This is a genomic window from Asanoa sp. NPDC050611 (genome assembly GCF_040654855.1).
Classification (GTDB): domain Bacteria; phylum Actinomycetota; class Actinomycetes; order Mycobacteriales; family Micromonosporaceae; genus Asanoa.
In genome coordinates, this window is sequence record NZ_JBFAIU010000138.1 from 1 (window position 1) to 18,516 (window position 18,516).

Consider the following 18,516-nt stretch of genomic DNA (forward strand, 5'->3'; position numbering starts at 1 on the left):
ACGGTCACGCTCGTACGGGCTGCGCCCCGCACCGGTGTCCTTCGCCGGCTCGGGCACCCATCTTTCCGCGTCCCCGGTGCTCACATGGTCAACGCGTCATCGGCGACGCCGCGCTGCCCTCGCCCGACACCCTGCTCGTCGTCGTCGGCCAGCCGGTCGACGCGCTCGCCGACCGGCCGCAGGCGGCGCGGGTGAGCATGGTGCTGTCCGGCGACGCGCCCGACTGCAACCGCTGCGTCGTCGGCCTCAACGACACGCTGTTCACCGTGATGCTCTCCGTCGTCGCGGCCGCGCTGATCTTCCCGGTGCTCATCTTCATCGGCACCGCGACCCGGCTCTCCGCCGCCCGGCGCGAGCAACGGTTCGCCGCCATGCGGCTGATCGGCGCCACACCACGGCAGGTGTCGTTGCTCGCGACCGTCGAGTCCACCGTCGCGGCCGCGGCGGGCGCCCTGCTCGGCCTCGGCGTCTTCTTCGCCATCCGGCCGGGTCTCGCCGAGATCCCGTTCACCGGCGCCACGTTCTTCCCGCACGACCTGGCGCTCACCGCCGTCGACGTGCTCGCGGTGCTGGTCGGCATCCCGCTCGGCGCCGCGGTCGCGGGCCGGCTCGCGCTGCGCCGGGTGCGGATCTCGCCGCTGGGCGTCAGCCGCCGGGTCACGCCGAAGCCGCCCCGCGCCTGGCGGCTGATCCCGCTGCTCGCGGGCGTCGCCGAGCTGGCCTGGTTCGTCGGGCGCAAGCCGGAGACAACCGACGGGCAGACGTTCGCCTACCTGGCCGGCGCCGTGCTGATGCTCATCGGGCTGGTGCTGGCCGGGCCCTGGCTGACCATGCGTGCCGCCCAGCTCGTCGCGGGTCACGCCCAGCGGCCGGCGGCGCTGATCGCCGGGCGCCGGCTGGCCGACGATCCGATGGCGGCGTTCCGTGCGGTCAGCGGCCTCGTGGTGGCGCTGTTCGTGATGACCGCCACGAGCGGCGCGATCACGGCGTACGTGGCGGAGCGCACGACACCGCCCGGCGACTCGGTCGCGGCGACCTCGCTGTCGACGACGTTCTGGCCGGAGGAGGTCGTGCCGGGCACGCCGGCACCGTCCATGTCGGACATTCCGGCCGGCCTGGCGGAGATACCGGGCGTGGTGGCGGTGATCCCGGTCCGCGAGAACGACCGCGACATCTCCCGCAACCACGACAACCCGCAGGGCCCCGGGCTGATCGCCTGCGCCGATCTCGCCCGTACGCCGGAGTTCGGCTCCTGCCCGGCGGGCGCCTCGACGGTGGCGGTCTGGAGCGACCTGATCGGCCCGCGGGACCCGGGCGTCTCGCCGGACGAGCGGGTCTGGCCGGTGTCGGCCGTGACCGACCTCGACGCGCGGCGGCTGCTTTCCGTCGTCGTGCAGACCGACGGGTCCGCAGCGGCGGTCGAGCACGCCCGCACGACGCTCGCTTCGATGAACCCGTGGGGCCGGTTCCCGGCGAGCGAGGCGGAGTTCGAGGCTGACTCGGCCCGCATCCTCGTGCAGTTCCAGCGCCTGGCCGACGTGGTGATCCTGGCCAGCCTGCCGATCGCGGGATGCAGCCTGGCGGTCAGCGCGATCGCCGGCCTGACGGACCGCAAGCGCCCGTTCAGCGTGCTGCGCCTGACCGGCGTCCGGATCCGCATGCTCCGGTCGGTGGTCGGCCTGGAGACGGCGGTCCCGCTGCTGGTCGTCGCCGCGGTCGCGATCGGCGCGGGCCTCCTCGCGGCAACGCTGTTCCTGCGGGCGCAGCTGGACTACCCGCTGCACGGCCTGGGCGCGGGCTACTACGCCATGGTCGGCGGCGGCCTGCTCGCCTCACTCGGCATCATCGCGGCCACCCTTCCGCTCCTGCGCCGCATCACCGGCCCGGAAACGGCCCGCAACGAGTAGCAGTGGCCGCAGGCGGCGCCGTCCTGTGCCAGGATCTCCGCCGTGCGGCTATCGATCGTCCTGATCTGGGTGTGGGTCTCGAGCGGTTTGTTGTCCATCGCGGCCGCGCTGACGGCCCTGCCCGGCCCGGCTCTGCAGTTCCGGCTCATCGCGCTGTTGGCGTTGCTCGGCTACGTGCTCGCGGCGGGCCGGGGCGGACGCGGCGCCGGGCGGGCGGTGGCTGCCGGCATCGGGGTGCTCGCGCTGGTGGCGGCAGCGAGGTTGTACTGGCACAACGATCAGGCCGCTTGGGCCAACCCGCTGGTGACCGACCGGGCGGTCCTGCTGGCGGGTTGGGAGGCGGGGCTCGACAGGGACCGGTACGCCGCCCTCGGCGCGCTCGTGGCGGCGGTGTTGTTCGCCGCCGCGGTGCTGACCTTGGCGCCGCGGCGGCGGCCACGGTTGGCGGTGGTGACGACCGTGCTGCGTGGACGACCGTGCTCCGCTCGCGCCTGCTGGTCGGTGCCACCACGGTCGCGCTGCTCACCGGCATCGTCGTCACCGCGACCGCCACGCCCGAGCCGTGGAGCTGGGCGGTCCTCGTGGTGCCGGCAGCGGCCCTGCTCGTGCTGGCCGAGGTGCGCGTCTCGGTGGACCGCCGCGGCCTGCGCCTGACCGCGGGCCTGCTGCGCCTGCCGTTCAAGCGCATCCCGCTCGACCGCATCGCCCGCGCCTACGTCCAGGACATCGACCCGCTGCGCTGGGGTGGCTGGGGCTACCGGTTCATGCTCCCCGGCCGGTCGGCGTTCGTCACCCGCTCGGGCCCGGGCCTGGTCGTCGAACTGACCAACGGCCACCAGTTCGCGGTCACGGTGCGCGATCCCCGCACACCCGCGGCGCTGCTCAACGCCCTGCGCCAACGGGACCCGGTCGGCTGAGCCGGCCTGCGCGGCCGGCCCGTGGCGGCCGGCCGCCGGAAACGCGAGTAGGGTTCCCGTCGCATCGTCATGCGGACTGTACGGAGGCGGCCCGACGTGAGTTCCCTGCGGCGCGCGACCCTCGCCCTCCTGGCCGTTTGCGCGCTGTCCGCCTGCGGCACGACCGGCCCGGCCGGCACGAGCGGCCCAGGCCAAGACCTCGTCGAAGCCGCGCCGACCGCCACGGCCCGCGACCAGCTCGCGCACCGCGCCGACGTGCCCACATCACCCACGCCCCGCGTCCGGCCCACGCCGACGCGGACCACCAGGTCGACGCCGCCGGCCAACGACGCGTCCCGCCTGCGTAGCCTGCCGTCGACCACCACCCAGGTCATCGTCGTGCAGGCCAACGGCTTCGGCACCAGCGTCGGCACGCTGCAGGCGTTCGAGAAGAGCGGTGGCCGGTGGACGCCGGCCTTCGACCGGATGCCGGCGCGGCTGGGCAGCCGGGGTTTCACCGACACCATGGCCGAGGGCACTCCGGCGACCCCGACCGGCGTCTACTCGATCGGCGCCACGATGTACGGCATCGCCGCCAACCCGGGCGTCCGCTACTCGTACCACCGCCTGGTCGAGAACGACTGGTGGAACGAGAACGCGGAGACAGCCGGCTACAACACGTTCGTCCACGGCGCCGACCCGGGCGGGCCGAGCGAGGCGCTGTGGGAGACCGACCCGCAGTACCGCTACTTCGCCGTCATCAACTACAACATCCCGGTCCGCGAAGCGAGCCCACCGCGCGGCAGCGGCATCTTCCTGCACGTCATGATTCCCGGTCGACCGACCGCCGGCTGCGTCGCCATCGCGGAGTCGGACCTGGTCAAGGTGCTCCGCTGGCTCAACCCGGCGGCCAAGCCGCGGATCGTGCTGGCGCCCACCGGCGAGCTCGACCGCTACTGAGGCTCGGCCGGCAGATCGGCGGGGTAGGCGCGGGTCTCCGTGGCCTTGACCGCGGCCCAGACGTGTCGCCCCGGAGTCAGCTCGAGCTGTGCGGCGGCGGCCGGCGTGATGTCGGCCGCGGCGGCGATGGGCCCGTCGAGCTGCAGGCGCAGGTTGTCGCCGTGGCGCTGGACAGCGGTGATCGTCGCCGGCCAGGTGTTGCGGGGGCTGCCCGTCGGCCGGTCGACGTGGACGGCGACCGCGATGGGTGAGAACGCGACGAAGGCGTCCCCGTCGACGGCGTCGGTGGTCATCAGGGTCAGGCCACCGGCCACCTCGACGCTGCCGCCCGTGGCCCGGCCCCGGTAGAGGTTGAGGCCGACGAGCCGCGCGACGTAGTCCGTACGCGGCTGGGCGGTGATCTCGGCGGCGTCGCCTTCCTGCACGACGCGGCCGCCTTCGAGGATGACGAGCCGGTCCGCGAGGACCAGGGCGTCGAGCGGGTCGTGCGTGACGAGCAGCGTCGCGCCGGGGTGGGCCGCGAGGTGCCGGTGCAGCTCGGCGCGCGTGTCCAGCCGGGTGCGGGCGTCGAGGGCCGCGAGCGGCTCGTCGAGCAGCAGCAGTTCGGGCTCCACGGCGAGCGCGCGGGCGAGCGCGACGCGTTGCGCCTGACCGCCGGAGAGCTGACGCGGCTTGCGGCGCACGTGGTCGGCGAGGCCCACCCGGTCCAGCCATGCGGCGGCGACCGTCCGCGCCTCCCGCCGGCCGGTCCCGTGGCTGCGCGGGCCGAACGCGACGTTCTCGAGCGCCGACAGGTGTGGGAAGAGCAGGTAGTCCTGGAACACGACGCCGATGGGCCGGTGCTCGGCGGGGACCCAGCGCCGGGCCCGGGCGTCGTCGAGCCGGCGGTCGCGAAGTGTGATGTGACCGTCGGTCAGCGGCACGAGCCCGGCGAGGGCGCGCAGCGCGGTCGTCTTTCCCGCGCCGTTGGGTCCGAGCAGCGCCACGACCTCCCCGGCGTCGATCCGCAGGTCGATGTCGAGCCGGAACGTGCCCCGGTCGACGACGATGCGGGCGTCCACAAGCGACCCGGTCATGGCGCACTGATCCAGCGGTCGCGCAGTGCGGCGAGGATGACCACCGACACCAGCAGCAGGATCAGACTCAGCACGATCGCGCCCTCGAGGTCCTGTTCGAGGGTGAGATAAACGGCCAGGGGCATCGTCTGCGTACGCCCGGGGAAGTTGCCCGCGAACGTGATCGTGGCGCCGAACTCGCCGAGCGCGCGGGCCCAGCACAGAACGGCCCCCGCTGCGATCCCCGGCGCCACCAAGGGAAGCGTGACGCGGCGGAACGTGGTCCACCGCCCGGCTCCGAGCGTCGCGGCGGCCTCCTCGTAGCGGGTGTCCGCGCCGCGCAGCGCGCCTTCGACGGCGATGACGAGGAACGGCATGGCGACGAACGCCTCGGCCAGGACGACGCCCTTGGTGGTGAACGCGAAGGTCAGCCCGAACGTCTGGTCGAGCCACTGGCCCAGCAGGCCGCGGCGGCCGAAGACGAGCAGCAGGGCCAGGCCGCCGACGACGGGCGGCAGCACGAGCGGCACGGTCACGAGGGCGCGGACCAGGCGGCGGCCCGGGAACTCGACGCGGGCCAGCAGCCAGGCGAGCGGCACGCCGAGCAGCAGGCACAGCACGGTCGCGAGCGTCGCCGTCTCCAGCGACAGGCGCAGCGCCGTGAGCACCTGCGGGTCGGTCAGGCGCTGGGGCAGCGTCGCCCACGGTGCGCGGACCAGCAGGCCGGCCAGCGGCAGCACGAGGAAGGCGAGCGCGAGAACGGCGGGAAGGACCAGGACCGCGGGGGTACGGCCCACCCGCCGCCGGAAGCGGGGTGGCGTGGTGCCGATTCTGCTCACTACGGTGCCTGGAAACCCGCGTCGGTCAGGACCTTCGCACCGTTGTCGGCGAGGACGTATTCGACGAACGCCTGCGCGCCCGGCTTGTTGGGGGCGTTCTTGAGCACGACGATCGGGTAGTCGTTGACGGCCTGCGCCGACTCGGGGAACTCGATCGCGTCGACGTCACCGGCGGCGGACTTGGCGTCGGTGCGGTAGACCAGCGCCGCGTCGACCTCGCCCAGGGTCACCTTGGACAGCGCGGCCTTGACGTCCTGTTCCTGGGTCACCGGGGTGACAGTCGTGCCGGACGCCGCGAGCGCCTTCTTGGCGGCCGCGCCGCACGGCACCTGCTCGGCGCAGAGCGCCACCTTGACCCCGGACCTGCTCAGGTCGGGCAGCCCCTGGACGCCCTTCGGGTTGCCCTTGGCGACCGCGATGACCAACTGGTTCTTGGCGAAGACGGTCGGCTGTCCCTCGGCGTCGCCGGCGTCGGTGACGGTCTTCATGTTGGCCGGTGCCGCGGACGCGAACACGTCGGCGGGCGCACCCTGGTCGATCTGCGTCGCCAGCGCCGACGAGCCGGCGAAGCTGAACGTCACCTTGGTGCCCGGGTTGGCCGCCTCGAAGTCCTTCCCGATCTGCGTGAAGGCCTCGGTCAACGACGCCGCCGCGAACACGGTGACGTCGCCGCTGACACCCGGCGAGGTGGGCGCCGGCGCACCCACGCTGCCGGTCGACCCGTCGCCGCTGCCGCACGCGCCGACGGCCAGCAGGGCGGTCACCGCCAGGCCGGCCACGATTCCACGTACCGAGCGTGTGATCACGCGCTGGTCCTCCTCCTGCCGGGTCCCAGTCCGCACGTTAGCAGTCGCAGGTGCTGGCTGCGATCGCCATTTGGGCTCGCTTTCGCGGCAAATCCGTCGTTGACGGCTTGCACCTGCATGACGACACGCTGCCGCCAAGTTTTTGTGGTGCGCATGTCGAGAACGTCCGGCCGGCTCCGTCCCAGCGTCAGGAGCGGCCGACGGACAGGCCGCCCGACGACGACGATGGAGAGATCACCATGCGACCGACCGAGATCACCGAGGTCCTGAACCGCCCGATCAGCCAGGAGCTGCTGGCCCGCGACCTGACCCGGCTGGCCTACGTCGCGAAGGACGGCACGCCGCGCAGCATCCCGATCGGCTTCACCTGGAACGGCTCGGAGATCGTCATGTGCACCTCGAAGAACGCGCCCAAGCTGCCCGCCCTGCGCGCCAACCCGATGGTCGCCCTGACGATCGACACCGAGGTCCACCCGCCGAAGATCCTGCTCATCCGCGGGCGGGCCGAGCTCGACGTGGTCGACGGCATCCCGGAGGAGTACCTCCAGATGAACGGCAGCTACGTGATGACGCCGGAGCAGCGCGTCGTGTGGGAGGCCGAGGTCCGCGCCCTCTACGACGGGATGGTCCGGATCGTCGTGACGCCGACCTGGGCGAAGCTCATCGACTTCGAGACCACCCTGCCCAGCGCGGTCGAGGAGCTGATCCGGCAGCGGGCCGAACGGCAGCAGGCCTGAGAATGGGGTCCTGACCCCACGAGGAGACGACGATGGCCAAGTACCTGCTGCTCAAGCACTACCGGGGCGCGCCGGCGTCGGTCAACGACGTGCCGATGGACCAGTGGACCCCGGCGGAGCTCGAGGCCCACATCCAGTACATGCGTGACTTCGCGGCGCGGCTCGAGGAAAGCGGCGAGTTCGTCGACCACCTGGCGCTCGCGCCGCAGGGCACGTTCGTGCGCTCGGACGGCGAGGGCCGCCCACCGATCACGGATGGGCCGTTCGCCGAGACGAAGGACCTGATCGCCGGCTGGATGCTGATCGACGTCGAGTCCTACGAACGCGCGCTCGAACTGGCCGGTGAGCTGTCCGCCGCTCCCGGCGCGGGCGGAAAGCCGGTCCAGGAGTGGCTCGAGCTGCGGCCGCTGTTCACCGAATTGCCCACGGTGACCGAGTGAACGAGACACTTCTGCGGGAGCTCGTGCCCGCCGTGCTCGGCGTCCTCGTCCGGCGCGGTGCGGACTTCGCCTCGGCCGAGGACGCCGTGCAGGAGGCCCTGATCCGCGCCCTGCGGACCTGGCCGGACGATCCACCGCGCGACGCGAAGGCCTGGCTCGTCGCGGCCGCCTGGCGCAAGTTCCTCGACGCCGCCCGGGCCGAAACGTCGCGGCGCGGGCGGGAGCTCGTCGTGGAGGTCGAGCCGCCGGCCGGGCCGGTGCCGGGCGCGGACGACTCACTGTGGCTCTACTTCCTGTGCGCGCACCCGTCGCTGTCGCCCGGCTCGGCCGTCGCGTTGACGCTGCGCGCGGTCGGCGGGCTGACGACCCGGCAGATCGCGACGGCGTACCTCGTGCCCGAGGCGACCATGGCACAGCGGATCAGCCGGGCCAAGCGGCGGATCACGGGCCTGCCGCTCGACCAGCCCGGCGACCTGGCGACCGTGCTGCGCGTCCTCTACCTCGTCTTCAACGAGGGCTACGGCGGGGACGTCGACCTGGCCGCCGAAGCGATCCGGCTCACCCGGCAGCTGGCCGCCACCACGGACGAGCCCGAGGTCGCGGGCCTGCTGGCGCTCATGCTGCTGCACCACGCCCGCCGCGCGTCCCGCGTCGGACCGGGCGGGCGCCTGGTGCCCCTCGGCGAACAGGACCGGTCCCGGTGGGACACCGACCTCATCGCCGAAGGGGTGACGGTGCTGCAGGCGGCACTGGCTCGCGACCGGTTGGGCGAGTACCAGGCCCAGGCCGCGATCGCCGCCCTGCACGCGGATGCCCGGACCGCGGCCGAGACGGACTGGGTGCAGATCGTCGAGTGGTACGACGAACTGCTGCGGCTCACGGACAGCCCGGTGGTGCGACTCAACCGGGCGGTCGCGGTCGGCGAGGCCGACGGGCCGCCGGCCGGCCTGACGGAGCTGGGCAAGGTCGACCCGGACCTGCCGCGGTACACCGCGGTCCGCGCCTATCTGCTCGAACGCGCCGGCGACCTCGCGCAGGCCGCCGACCTGTACGCCGTGGCATCCCGCGCCGCCACCAGCGCACCGGAGCGCGACCACCTCACCCGCGAGGCGGCCCGGGTGCGGCAGTCACTGCGGGCGTGACCGTCAGCGCGCGGTCGTCCAGCCGAAGTGGTCCAGCGGCCCGTGGCCCGCGCCCAGGCGCCAGGCGGCGCCGCCGGTGACCGTGCGCGTGACGAACGCCTTCGCGCCTGTCAGGGCCGTCCGCAGGTCGTCGCCCTGGGCCAGGTGCGCGGCGATCGCGGAGGCGAACGAGCAGCCCGTGCCGTGGTTGTTCGGGGTGTCGACCCAGGGGGCGCGCAGCTCGTAGGTCTCCTTGCCGTCCCAGACCACGTCCACGGCCGCGCCGTCCGGGTCGCCGGCCGGGTGGCCGCCCTTGACCACCGCGGCCGCTGCGCCCAGGTCGCCCAGGGCCCGGGCCGCGTCGTGCTGGTCCGCCCGGCTGCGGATTGTGACGCCGAGCAGCGCCTCCGCCTCGCGCAGGTTGGGGGTGACGAGCGCGGCGTGCGGGAACAGGCGGTCGCGGTAGGCGGTCTCGGCCGCGGGCTCCAGCAGGCGGTCGCCGCTCGACGAGACCATCACCGGGTCCACCACCAGGTGCGGGAGGCGACCTTGCGCCGCGAGGTCCGCCACCGCGCGGACCGTCGCCGCCGTGGCCAGCATTCCGGTCTTGACCGCGGCCACTGGCAGGTCGTCGAGGACCGCGGCGATCTGGGCCACCACGAACTCCGTCGGCGTCGCGTGCACCCCGCGTACGCCGACGGTGTTCTGCGCCGTCAGCGCCGTGATCGCGCTCGTGCCGAAGACCCGCAGTGCGGCGAACGTCTTGAGGTCGGCCTGGATGCCGGCGCCGCCGCCGGAGTCGGAGCCGGCGATGGTCAGCGCGACGGGCGGGTTCACGGCAGTTCCTCCTCGAGTGCGTCCACATAGGCGGCGACCAGCCGGGGGTCGCGCATCACCGGGCCCATCACGGCGACGCCGTGCGCACCGGCGGCGCGGCAGGCACGAACGGCGGACGGCAGCACGCCGCCCAGGGCGTACACCGGTGGCGCGTCCCGCGTGCGAACGGCCAGCCCGTCGACGCCGAGGGCGGGACCGTAGCCGGGCTTCGAGGCCGTCGGGAACACCGGGGACACCGTCACGTAGTCGCAGCCCTCGGCCACGGCCGCGGCCACCGACGCGACCGAGTGGCATGACCGGCCGACCAGCGCCGGCCGTGGCTCCGGAAACGGGTCCCGGGCGGCCAGATGGACCGCGCCGGTGCCGGAGCTCGCCACGATCAGGGTCCCGTCCACGGGACCAAGGATACCCGCGATCGCGCGCGCCAGCACGGCACGCTCGTGGGGCGGCAGATCCTTCTCCCGCAGGACCACCGCCCGCGCCCCCGCCTCCACCGCCGCGGCGACGGTCGAGGGGAGCGGGCCGGCGCACATGCCGCGGTCGGTCAGCACCAACAGCCGCGGCAGCCTCACAACGCGGCCCGACCGGCGTCCTGTGTGGACGCCATGGCCGCGTGCCAGCGCTTCTCGATCCGGCCCGCGCCGTACGCCAGCCGACCGGCCTCCACCGCGTGCCGCATCGCCTGTGCCATCCGTTCCGGATCGCGGGCCCGGGTCACGGCCGACGCGAGCAGCACCCCGTCGCAGCCCAGCTCCATCGCCAGCGCGGCGTCGGACGCGGTGCCCAGCCCGGCGTCCAGGATCACCGGCACGTCCACGGTCTCGCGGATCAGCGCGATGTTGTGCGGGTTGCGGATGCCCAGGCCGCTGCCGATCGGCGAGCCCAGCGGCATCACGGCCGCACAACCGGCATCGGCCAGGCGCCGCGCCGTGATCGGGTCGTCGTTCGTGTACGGGAGCACCGTGAACCCGTCCGCGACCAGCTGCTCGGCCGCGTCCAGCAGCTCGACCGGGTCCGGCAGCAGGGTCCGCTCGTCGCCGATCACCTCGAGTTTCACCCAGTCGGTCTCGAAGGCCTCGCGGGCGAGCCGGGCGGTGCGCACCGCCTCCCGCGCGGTGAAGCAGCCCGCGGTGTTCGGCAGCAGCCGCACGCCGCAGCGCTCCAGCACGTCGGCCAGCGCGCCGCCGGTGGACGCCTCGACCCGGCGCAGCGCGACCGTGACCAGCGCGGTGCCGGACGCCGCGACCGCACGGGCCAGCACGTCGAGGCTCGGCACGCCGCCGGTGCCGAGGATGAGCCGCGAGGGCAGCGACTCGCCGCCCAGCTCGAACACGTCGTCGCTCACCGGCTCACCCACCCGCGACCGCGGCGAGGATCTCCACCTCGTCGCCCTCGGCCAGCGTCGTGGTCGCCCACTCGCCGCGCGGCACCACCTCGCCGTTGCGGGCCACCGCGATCCGGCGCTGGTCCGTGCGGGCCGCGACCAGCTCGGCCACGGTCACCGCCGGCGCCAGGTCGACGGCCTCGCCGTTGACGGTCAGGGTCATGACATCCTCCCGTCGGGGGCGAACGGCGCGGCGAACGCCGGCAGTGCCCCCGAACTCAACAGATCGGCGATCGCGTCCGCGGTCGCCGGGGTGAGCAGCACGCCGTTGCGGTGGTGGCCGGTGGCCAGCACGAGCCCCGGCAACGACGACGGCCCGAGCAGCGGCGCGTTTTCGGGCGTGCCCGGCCGCCACCGGGCCAGCGTCTCGACCAGCTCGAGCTCGGCGACCTCCGGGACGACCTCGATGGCGTCGCGCAGGAGGTCGTGGACGGCGCCCGCGGTGACCGTCGCGTCGAAGCCGAGCTCCTCGCTCGTGGCACCGACCACCAACCGGTCCGCCGCGTACGGCACCAGGTAGACGTGCCGGCCCCGGACCAGTGCCCGGACCGTGCCGGCGAGCAGCCCGTCGGTGCCCCGCAGCCGCAGGATCTGGCCCTTCACCGGCCGGACCGGCAGCGGGGGAGCGCCGGGCAGGGTCCCGCTCCAGGCGCCCAGCGCCAGCACGACCGTCTCTCCCGCGAGCTCCGAGCCGCCCGCCAGGCGCAGGCCGGTCGCCCGCCCGTCCGTGACGACCAGCTCGGCGATCCGCGACCGTACGATGTGGACGCCGACCTGCTCGGCGGCCGCGAACAGCGCGGCATGGAGGGCGCGCGGGTCGATCGAGTGGTCGCCGGCGGCGTGCAGCGCCCCGCGCACCCGCGGGCTGAGCGCCGGCTCGCGTCGCCGGGCCTGGCTGCCCGTCAATCGCTCGACCGGCAGGCCGGACTCGAGATAGTAGGCGTGCAGCCGGTCCAGCTCGGCCATGTCGTCGGCGTCGAAACCCACTTCGAGCGTGCCGGCGGTACGCAGCGCCACGGTGCCACCGCCGTCGGCGGCGAGGTCGGCGAGGAACGCCGGATAGCGCTCCAGCGAGGTCCGGCTCAGCGCGCGCAGGGCCTCCTCGCCGTACGCCGCTTCGGTCAGCGGGGCCAGCATCCCGGCCGCCGCGCGCGAGGCGCCGTTGCCGGGGTCCTCGTCGACCACGATGACCGACAGCCCACGCCGCGCCGCCCGCCAGGCGACCGCGAGCCCGATCAGCCCGCCGCCGGCCACCAGCACGCTCATGACCGGTCGTCCAGCGCGGCGAGCAGCCGCTTGGTCGCCTCGGCCGGGTCGGGCGCGGCCGAGACCGCCGACACGACGGCGACGCCGTGCGCGGCCCGCAGCAGCGGCACCCGCTCCGCGGTCACCCCACCGATCGCGATCACGGGGACGCGTACCGCCGCGGCGACCTCGGCGACGCGCTCCGGACCGATCGGATCGGGCAACCCGTCCTTCGTGGACGTGGCGAACGCGGGCCCCACACCGAGATAGTCCGCACCGGCGGCGACGAGCGCCAGCGCCCGTTCCGGGTCGCGGGCCGTGCCGCCGATGAGATGGGCCGGGCCGGCGATCCGGCGCACCACCTCGATCGGCAGGTCGTCCGCGCCGACGTGGGTGCCGTCGGCCCGGGCGGCGAGCGCGAGGTCGACCCGGTCGTTGACGATGCACTGTGCGCCGGCCGCCCGGCAGAGCAGCACCACCTCGCGCGCGAACGCGTACCGCTCGCGGTCGGTTCCGGTCTTCGTGCGGACCTGGACCACCGGCGCGCCGCCGGCCAGCGCGGCCCGCACCGTCTCCAGCGCGGAAGCGCCGCCCGCCGCGTCGGTCACCACGTGCAGCCGCCCGATCATGCCGCCACCGCTTTCCGCCGGCGCGCCGGCACCAGGAAGACCAACGTCAACACCGACGCCACCGCGAGACTCACCAACGACGCCGACCACCCGTTGGCCGGATCGATGCCCAGGTCCTGTTGACGGGCCGTCCACCACTGGGTCCAGCCCTGCCCGGCCGCCGGGAAGAACGTCGGCAGCGTGAGCTGGTAGGCGATGAAGCCGGCGGCCCAGGGGAGCAGCAGCCACGGCCGGGCGGGCGCGGTCGCGGACACGTCCCACCGACCGCGCGGCAGCACGAAGTAGGCCACCGCGAACACACCGACCAGCGGCACGAACACCGCGCCGATCAGGAACAGGAACGGCTCGTAGGACACGATGTCGACGGCCAGGGCCAGCAGTGTGGCCGTGGCGCCGACCCCGACCGCGAGCAGCCGCCGGTCGAGCCGCTCGACGATGTTGCCCGCCGAGACCGCGGTCGAGTAGACGTTGGCGAACGCCTCGTCCACCTCGACGACCACCAGCACGGCCAGCGCGACGGCCCCGAGCGGCACGGCCAGCAGCGCGTCGACGACGTCCAGCCCGCCGGCGCCGTAGGCGGCCAGCGCCAGCGCGCCGAGCAGGAAGCAGGCGATCGTCGCGGTGCCGTAGCCGACCGCGACCCCGGCGAACGCGGCCCGCCCGCTGCGGGTGTGCCGGGTGTAGTCGGCGACCAGCGGGAACCACGAGACCGGCATGGCGATCACCACGTCGACGGCGGTCCAGAACGAGCCGCCGTCGCCGGTCAGGGGCTTCGGGCCGGCCCGCAGCACCTCGACGAACAGGTAGGCGCCGGCGATCAACGCGGCCCAGACGGCGTACCGGGCGAGCAGGCGAACCGCGCCCCGTGGCCGCATCGCCATCCAGGTCGCCGCAGCGCCCGCGACCAGTACGAACGGCCACTTGGGGGCGTCCAGCACCTGGGCGGCGGCGGTCGCGATGATGAAGATCTCGAAGGTCGCCCAGCCGACGCACTGGACGAGGTTGAACACGGTCGGGAGGTACGACAGCCGCCGGCCGAGCAGCCCGCGGAGTAGGACCATGGTGGGCGCGCCCTCGCGGGCACCGGCGGCGGCGCCGAGGCCGAGCAGCAGGGACCCGATCACGGCGCCGACCACGATCGCGAGCACGGTCACCCAGAGCGGGCGCCCGGGCAGCACGGCGAAGGTGGCCGCGACGGGCAACAGGAGGCTGACGCCGAGGCTGCCGAACAGGCCGGCGGTGTCGCGAAAGCCGAGGGCAGGCGGGGACGCCGCGGCCGCACCGGCGGCGACGGCACTGGACGAGGACACTGACACGGGACGCTCCCTACGCCGGCATTACCCGGACCAGGTTCCGACGGTCGGCGGCGCGTCAGCCGCCCTCTCAGCCCGGTGCTCCGAGCTCCCGTTGTGACTTCCGGCAGGTTACGACAAACGCTGGGTGAACGCCATGGTTACGCACATCACCGCGCGTCGCGGCGCTTGCGCGGTGCGGCCGAGCGCGGCGGCTGGCTGCGCATGTGGTCGCGCACCCGACCCATGATGTCGCCGAGGGTCCGCAGGTCCTCATCGGACAGTGGCGCGAGCAGCAGGCGGCGCAGCACCTGGACGTGGCCCGGCAGGACGCGGCTGAAGAGCTGCATACCCTTCCGGGTGATGGTGACCGCGGTGGCGCGCTCGTCGTCGGTGCTCTGGCTGCGGGTGATGAGCCCGGCCTTCTCCAGCAGACCCGCCTGGTAGGTCAGGCCGCTGCGGCTGTAGACCACGCCGTCGGCCAGCTGTGTCATGGTCAGCTGGCCGTTGGCGCCGGCGAGCCGGCCCAGCAGCTGGAACTGCACGTAGCTGATGCCGCCGTCGGCGCGGAGGTGCTGCTCGACCTGATGCTCGAGCAGGCCCACGGCTTCCATCAGCGCGAAGTACGCGTCCAGCTGCTCGGGGTCGAGCCCGCCGGGGTCGGGATGGGAGCCGGTCATCTGCCACACCGTACCGCTTCGAGTTCGAAGCATTGTGTCCCTGGTCACCAACGTGCGGAATTGCTTCGAAATCGAAGCAAGATGAGGTTGACTTGCTTCGAGTTCAAAGCAACATTTCCGAGCGCAGGGAGCGAACCATGATCTGGACAGCCGGCTTCCGGTCTGCCGTCATCAGCCCGTACGAGCAGGTCAAGCTCAACGAACCGCGCGGCTTCGCCGACCGGACGGTGCGTCAGGTGCTCCACCTGGCCGGCGGGGGACAGGCGGTTCGCGTGCGCCTCACGAACCTCTACGGCCGCACAGCCCTCACGGTCGGCGCGGCATCGGTCTTTACCGGGCAGCGGCACGCCCCCGTCACCGTCGGCGGCGCCGAGAAGTTCACCGTCGCGCCCGGCGAGGAGGTCGTCGCCGACCCGATCGACCTGCCCGTCGCCGCCGGCGCCGACCTGGACCTGCGTCTCTACCTCCCGGAGGAGACGGGCCTCGCCACGTACGCACACAAGCCCGCCTCGCTCGCCCACATCGTCGCGGGCAACCACGTCGCGTCCGCCACCCTCCCGAACGCCGAGCAGGTCGAGGCCAGGTTCTACGTCTCCGGGGTCGACGTCCTCACCCCGGACGCCACGCCGATCGCCGTGGCGTTCGGTGACTCCTGGTTCGAAGGGGTCGGCTCCACGATCGACGCGAACAACCGCTCCGTGGACTTCCTCAACCGGCGCCTCGAGCGGGGCTGGGTGGTCAACCAGGGCATCGCCGGCAACCGCCTCCTCGCGGACGAGATCGGCGAGCACGCACTGGCCCGCTTCGACCGCGACGTGCTGGCGGTGCCGGGCGTGACCCACGTGCTGGTCCACTTCGGCATCAACGACCTCGGCCTGCCGGGCATGGTCGGCGAGCCGCCCGCGACCGAGGACGCCTTGATCGAGGGCTTCACGACCCTGGCCCGCCGCGCGCACGAGGCCGGGCTGAAGATCGTCGTGGGCACCATCGGGCCGTTCGCTGGTGCCATCTATCCCGGGATCAGCACGCCGGAGGGCCTCGCCGCCCGGCGCGCGGTCAACGACTGGATCCGGACGACGGACGTCTTCGACGGAGTGTTCGACGTCGCCGGCGCGGTGGAGAACCCCGCCGCACCTGACTACATCAACCCGGTCCTGGACAGCGGCGACGGCATGCACCTAAACGACGACGGCGCCCGCGCCATCGCCGACGCCGTGGACCTGGCCTCCCTCGCCCGATGAGACCGATCAGCGTGGGAACGGAAGCAGGGGTGAGGTGTCGCCGACGGACCACGTGTGACCGAACGGGTCCGTGAAGCCACCTTGACGGTGCGTGCCCCAGGGCACTTGGTGATCTTCGATTACCGATCCGGCGACAGCGCCCGCGGCGACGGCGCGCGCGATGAAGTCGTCGGGGTCCTCGGCGAACATCTCGATCCGGGTGCTGGTGACCCCCGCCCGGTCGGGACTGGTCTCAGTGGGATTCTCGGGATTGACCTCGTGGAGGAAGAAGGCGGCGCCACCGATCTCGAGGCCGGCCACGCCACCTAGGTTCCACAGCTCTGACGCGCCCAGTGCGGTCCTGTACCAGGCAACCGCGGCGTCCGCGTCCGGGACGATCAGCATCACGGAGATTACCGGTGGCGAAGGCTCGCCCGCCGGATTCGGTTCCTCAGCCATGCCCACAGCTTCCCGCATAACGCCCCTCACGCGCGCGCCGGACGACGGGCCGTTATCGCGGCCACGAGAAGGAGCAGCGCGAGCAGCGGCGCCGACCAGCGGGCCGCGGTCAGGAGGGCCGCCGCGACCGTGGCGCCGGCGGTCAGGGCGGTCAGTTGGCCGATGGCGGCCGCCCGGGTGCCTTCGCGGCCCGTGACCAGGTCGTGCACCGCGCCGGTGAGCGTGCCCGTGAGATACGTCGTCGACTCGTGCAGCCAGCGCGCCACCACGCTCTGCACGCCCATCGCCAGACTGCCCGTCGCGAGCAGCAGCAACCGGGTCGTGCGGCCGGGTGCGCCGTCCGTCGCCATCCAGCCCGCCGTCAGGGCGCCCAGCAGCGCCAGTTCGACGAGCAGGTGGCCCGGCCAGCGCACGCGCGGCACGAGCAGCGCCAGTGCGACGCCCGCGGCGTAGGCCGCGACCGCTATCGCGGGCGCGGCGAAGGCGTGGTTGTTCGTTGCGCCGATGCCGAGGCCGGCGGTGACCAGGTTGCCGGTCACCACGCTGGCGAACGCGCCGCCCAGGCCGACGATGGCGATCAGGTCGACGACGCCGGCGCAGGCGGCAAGGGAGAGCGGGGTGACCCGGCGCCACCGCGCCGGGGCCCGCCGGGCCCTGGACCGACTCCGGCGCCCCGCTGGTCGGCCCCCGGCCGGCACCGGGCGGCGGCTTCCTGTGGACCTTCGACCCGGCCGGGCTCACCGACGCGAGCGGGCAGCGGTGGCTCTACTACGGGTCGTACTTCGGCGGCATCTGGACCGTGCCGCTGTCCGCCGACGGGCTGCGGGTCACCGGCGCCGCCACCCAGGTCACGATCGACAACCGCTACGAGGGCGCGTACGTGGTCCGGCGCGGCGGCTGGTACTACCTGTTCGGCTCCGCGGCCAACTGCTGCGCCGGGCCGACCACCGGCTACAGCGTGTTCGCCGGCCGCGCGAAGAGCCCGACCGGCCCGTTCGTCGACCGCGACGGCCATTCGCTGCTCGCCTCCCGCGTCGGCGGCACGCCGGTGATCCAGCCCAACGGCAACCGCTGGATCGGCACCGGGCACAACGCGGTCGTCACCGACGACCGGGGGCGGGACTGGTTCGTCTACCACGCGATCGACCGCGGCCAGCCCTACCTGGACGAGCCCTACGGGATCAACCGGCGCCCGATGCTCGTCGACCGGCTCGACTGGGTGGGCGGGTGGCCGACCGTACGCGGTGGCGACTGGGCCTCCGACCCGGGTGTTCCCGACGAGTCCTGGAAGTGGGCGGCGAAGGTCAAGCGGCCGGCGTGGTCGGACGAGTTCAGCGCCGGCCTGGCGCCCGGCTGGAGCTGGGTCCGGCCCGACCCGGACGCGACCGTGACCGGCGGCGGGCTGCGCTGGCCCACCCAGGCGGCCGACCTGGTCGGCACGGCCAACGACGCGAGCGTGCTGCTGCGGGACGCGCCGGCCGGCGACTGGGTCGTCGAGACGAAGCTGTCCATCGACCTGGGCGTCGACACGGTCCGCAACTACCAGCAGGCCGGGCTCGTGGTCTACGCCGGCGACGACGACTTCGCCCGGCTCAGCCACGTCGCGATCTGGAACACCCGGCAGGTGGAGTACGGCCGCGAGCTGCCCTACGCCGACCGGCTCTCCTACGGCGGCATGGTCGAGACTCCCCCGGCGGAGACGACCTGGCTGCGCCTCGCCCACCGGACCGACCGGGCCGGGGAGCACGAGTACCGGGCGGCGGTCAGCACCGACGGCCGCCACTGGACCTGGGGCGGCGTCTGGACCTTCCCGGCGGGCCCGGCACCGCGGATCGGCCTGGTCTCCCACGGCGGCGACAGCCCCCAGGCGACCGCATTGTTCGACTACGTCCGGTTCTACCGGCGCTGATCTCACTGCGTGGCCCGGCACGGCCGGCGCGCCGTCGGCCGGCGGATGATCACGAGCTACCTGACCGTTCCCGCGTACGCGGAGTTCCACCGCTGGCTCG

At 73.7% G+C, this 18,516-nt stretch carries 21 protein-coding genes and 1 riboswitch; of the genes, 8 read left to right on the forward strand and 13 right to left on the reverse strand.

The genetic code is table 11. From position 1 onward, the window contains the following. From AB0H87_RS21520 to AB0H87_RS21530, 3 genes are all read left to right on the forward strand, one after another. On the forward strand, positions 1–1,907 hold a 1,907-nt coding region (locus AB0H87_RS21520), incomplete at its 5' end, for an FtsX-like permease family protein (protein WP_360148187.1). A 476-nt stretch (positions 1,908–2,383) separates the two neighbouring features. Then, positions 2,384–2,824, forward strand: a complete 441-nt coding sequence (locus tag AB0H87_RS21525) for a hypothetical protein (RefSeq protein ID WP_360148190.1) — start codon at positions 2,384–2,386, stop codon at positions 2,822–2,824. 96 nt (positions 2,825–2,920) lie between these two features. Further along, a complete protein-coding gene (locus tag AB0H87_RS21530; RefSeq protein ID WP_360148193.1) occupies positions 2,921–3,763 on the forward strand; it encodes a L,D-transpeptidase family protein in 843 nt (280 codons plus the stop codon). Here the strand turns inward: AB0H87_RS21530 and AB0H87_RS21535 are convergent. The 3 genes from AB0H87_RS21535 to modA are packed head-to-tail and all read right to left on the reverse strand — an operon-like array spanning position 3,757 to position 6,463. Next, positions 3,757–4,839, reverse strand: a complete 1,083-nt coding sequence (locus AB0H87_RS21535) for an ABC transporter ATP-binding protein (protein ID WP_360148196.1) — start codon at positions 4,837–4,839, stop codon at positions 3,757–3,759. The genes AB0H87_RS21530 and AB0H87_RS21535 overlap by 7 nt on opposite strands. Continuing rightward, the gene (locus tag AB0H87_RS21540; RefSeq protein ID WP_360148244.1) at positions 4,836–5,648 is read right to left on the reverse strand and encodes an ABC transporter permease; all 813 of its coding nucleotides are present in this window, start codon (positions 5,646–5,648) and stop codon (positions 4,836–4,838) included. The genes AB0H87_RS21535 and AB0H87_RS21540 overlap by 4 nt, the downstream gene beginning before the upstream one ends. 8 nt (positions 5,649–5,656) lie before the next feature. Next, positions 5,657–6,463, reverse strand: a complete 807-nt coding sequence (modA, locus tag AB0H87_RS21545; RefSeq protein WP_360148199.1) for a molybdate ABC transporter substrate-binding protein — start codon at positions 6,461–6,463, stop codon at positions 5,657–5,659. A 239-nt stretch (positions 6,464–6,702) separates the two neighbouring features. Here modA and AB0H87_RS21550 point away from each other — a divergent pair, with 239 nt between their 5' ends. Genes AB0H87_RS21550 through AB0H87_RS21560 form a run of 3 tightly spaced genes read left to right on the forward strand, consistent with a single transcriptional unit; the run spans position 6,703 to position 8,782 of the window. Further along, entirely contained in the window at positions 6,703–7,200 is a 498-nt protein-coding gene (locus AB0H87_RS21550) for a pyridoxamine 5'-phosphate oxidase family protein (RefSeq protein ID WP_360148202.1), read from the forward strand. Positions 7,201–7,232: 32 nt separating this feature from the next. Next, positions 7,233–7,640: a YciI family protein gene (locus tag AB0H87_RS21555; RefSeq protein ID WP_360148205.1), complete on the forward strand. Its 408-nt coding sequence runs from the start codon at positions 7,233–7,235 to the stop codon at positions 7,638–7,640. Next, positions 7,637–8,782, forward strand: a complete 1,146-nt coding sequence (locus AB0H87_RS21560) for a DUF6596 domain-containing protein (protein WP_360148208.1) — start codon at positions 7,637–7,639, stop codon at positions 8,780–8,782. The genes AB0H87_RS21555 and AB0H87_RS21560 overlap by 4 nt, the downstream gene beginning before the upstream one ends. Positions 8,783–8,785: 3 nt before the next feature. Here AB0H87_RS21560 and thiD read toward each other — a convergent pair whose 3' ends face one another. The 8 genes from thiD to AB0H87_RS21600 form a co-directional block, all read right to left on the reverse strand. Beyond that, positions 8,786–9,598, reverse strand: coding sequence for a bifunctional hydroxymethylpyrimidine kinase/phosphomethylpyrimidine kinase (thiD, locus tag AB0H87_RS21565; RefSeq protein ID WP_360148211.1), 813 nt, complete (start codon positions 9,596–9,598; stop codon positions 8,786–8,788). Then, a complete protein-coding gene (locus AB0H87_RS21570; protein WP_360148214.1) occupies positions 9,595–10,170 on the reverse strand; it encodes a thiamine phosphate synthase in 576 nt (191 codons plus the stop codon). The genes thiD and AB0H87_RS21570 overlap by 4 nt, the downstream gene beginning before the upstream one ends. Beyond that, positions 10,167–10,943: a thiazole synthase gene (locus tag AB0H87_RS21575; RefSeq protein WP_360148217.1), complete on the reverse strand. Its 777-nt coding sequence runs from the start codon at positions 10,941–10,943 to the stop codon at positions 10,167–10,169. The genes AB0H87_RS21570 and AB0H87_RS21575 overlap by 4 nt, the downstream gene beginning before the upstream one ends. A 4-nt stretch (positions 10,944–10,947) precedes the next feature. Next, positions 10,948–11,145 carry a sulfur carrier protein ThiS gene (gene thiS, locus AB0H87_RS21580; protein ID WP_360148220.1) on the reverse strand — a complete coding sequence of 66 codons (198 nt, stop codon included), beginning with the start codon at positions 11,143–11,145 and terminating at the stop codon, positions 10,948–10,950. After that, complete coding sequence (gene thiO, locus AB0H87_RS21585) at positions 11,142–12,248, reverse strand: glycine oxidase ThiO (protein ID WP_360148223.1); 1,107 nt, start codon at positions 12,246–12,248, stop codon at positions 11,142–11,144. Before thiO ends, thiS begins: the two co-directional genes overlap by 4 nt. After that, the gene (thiE, locus tag AB0H87_RS21590) at positions 12,245–12,856 is read right to left on the reverse strand and encodes a thiamine phosphate synthase (RefSeq protein WP_360148226.1); all 612 of its coding nucleotides are present in this window, start codon (positions 12,854–12,856) and stop codon (positions 12,245–12,247) included. The genes thiO and thiE overlap by 4 nt, the downstream gene beginning before the upstream one ends. Then, on the reverse strand, positions 12,853–14,172 hold the full coding sequence (locus AB0H87_RS21595; protein ID WP_360148229.1) for a cytosine permease: 1,320 nt from the start codon (positions 14,170–14,172) through the stop codon (positions 12,853–12,855). The genes thiE and AB0H87_RS21595 overlap by 4 nt, the downstream gene beginning before the upstream one ends. Then, a riboswitch (TPP riboswitch) is annotated at positions 14,162–14,274 on the reverse strand. It overlaps the preceding gene by 11 nt. A gap of 44 nt (positions 14,275–14,318) precedes the next feature. After that, positions 14,319–14,828 carry a MarR family transcriptional regulator gene (locus tag AB0H87_RS21600; protein ID WP_360148232.1) on the reverse strand — a complete coding sequence of 170 codons (510 nt, stop codon included), beginning with the start codon at positions 14,826–14,828 and terminating at the stop codon, positions 14,319–14,321. A 137-nt stretch (positions 14,829–14,965) separates the two neighbouring features. Here AB0H87_RS21600 and AB0H87_RS21605 point away from each other — a divergent pair, with 137 nt between their 5' ends. Then, positions 14,966–16,069 carry a GDSL-type esterase/lipase family protein gene (locus AB0H87_RS21605; protein ID WP_360148235.1) on the forward strand — a complete coding sequence of 368 codons (1,104 nt, stop codon included), beginning with the start codon at positions 14,966–14,968 and terminating at the stop codon, positions 16,067–16,069. Positions 16,070–16,075: 6 nt separating this feature from the next. Here AB0H87_RS21605 and AB0H87_RS21610 read toward each other — a convergent pair whose 3' ends face one another. Beyond that, positions 16,076–16,507 carry a VOC family protein gene (locus AB0H87_RS21610; RefSeq protein WP_360148238.1) on the reverse strand — a complete coding sequence of 144 codons (432 nt, stop codon included), beginning with the start codon at positions 16,505–16,507 and terminating at the stop codon, positions 16,076–16,078. 26 nt (positions 16,508–16,533) lie between these two features. Next, positions 16,534–17,205, reverse strand: coding sequence for a DUF1275 family protein (locus AB0H87_RS21615; RefSeq protein ID WP_360148241.1), 672 nt, complete (start codon positions 17,203–17,205; stop codon positions 16,534–16,536). On the opposite strand from AB0H87_RS21615, the gene AB0H87_RS21620 reads away from it, so the two are divergent. Next, a complete protein-coding gene (locus AB0H87_RS21620; RefSeq protein WP_360148247.1) occupies positions 17,184–18,416 on the forward strand; it encodes a family 43 glycosylhydrolase in 1,233 nt (410 codons plus the stop codon). The two genes, AB0H87_RS21615 and AB0H87_RS21620, sit on opposite strands and share 22 nt — an antisense overlap. Positions 18,417–18,516 lie beyond the last annotated feature (100 nt).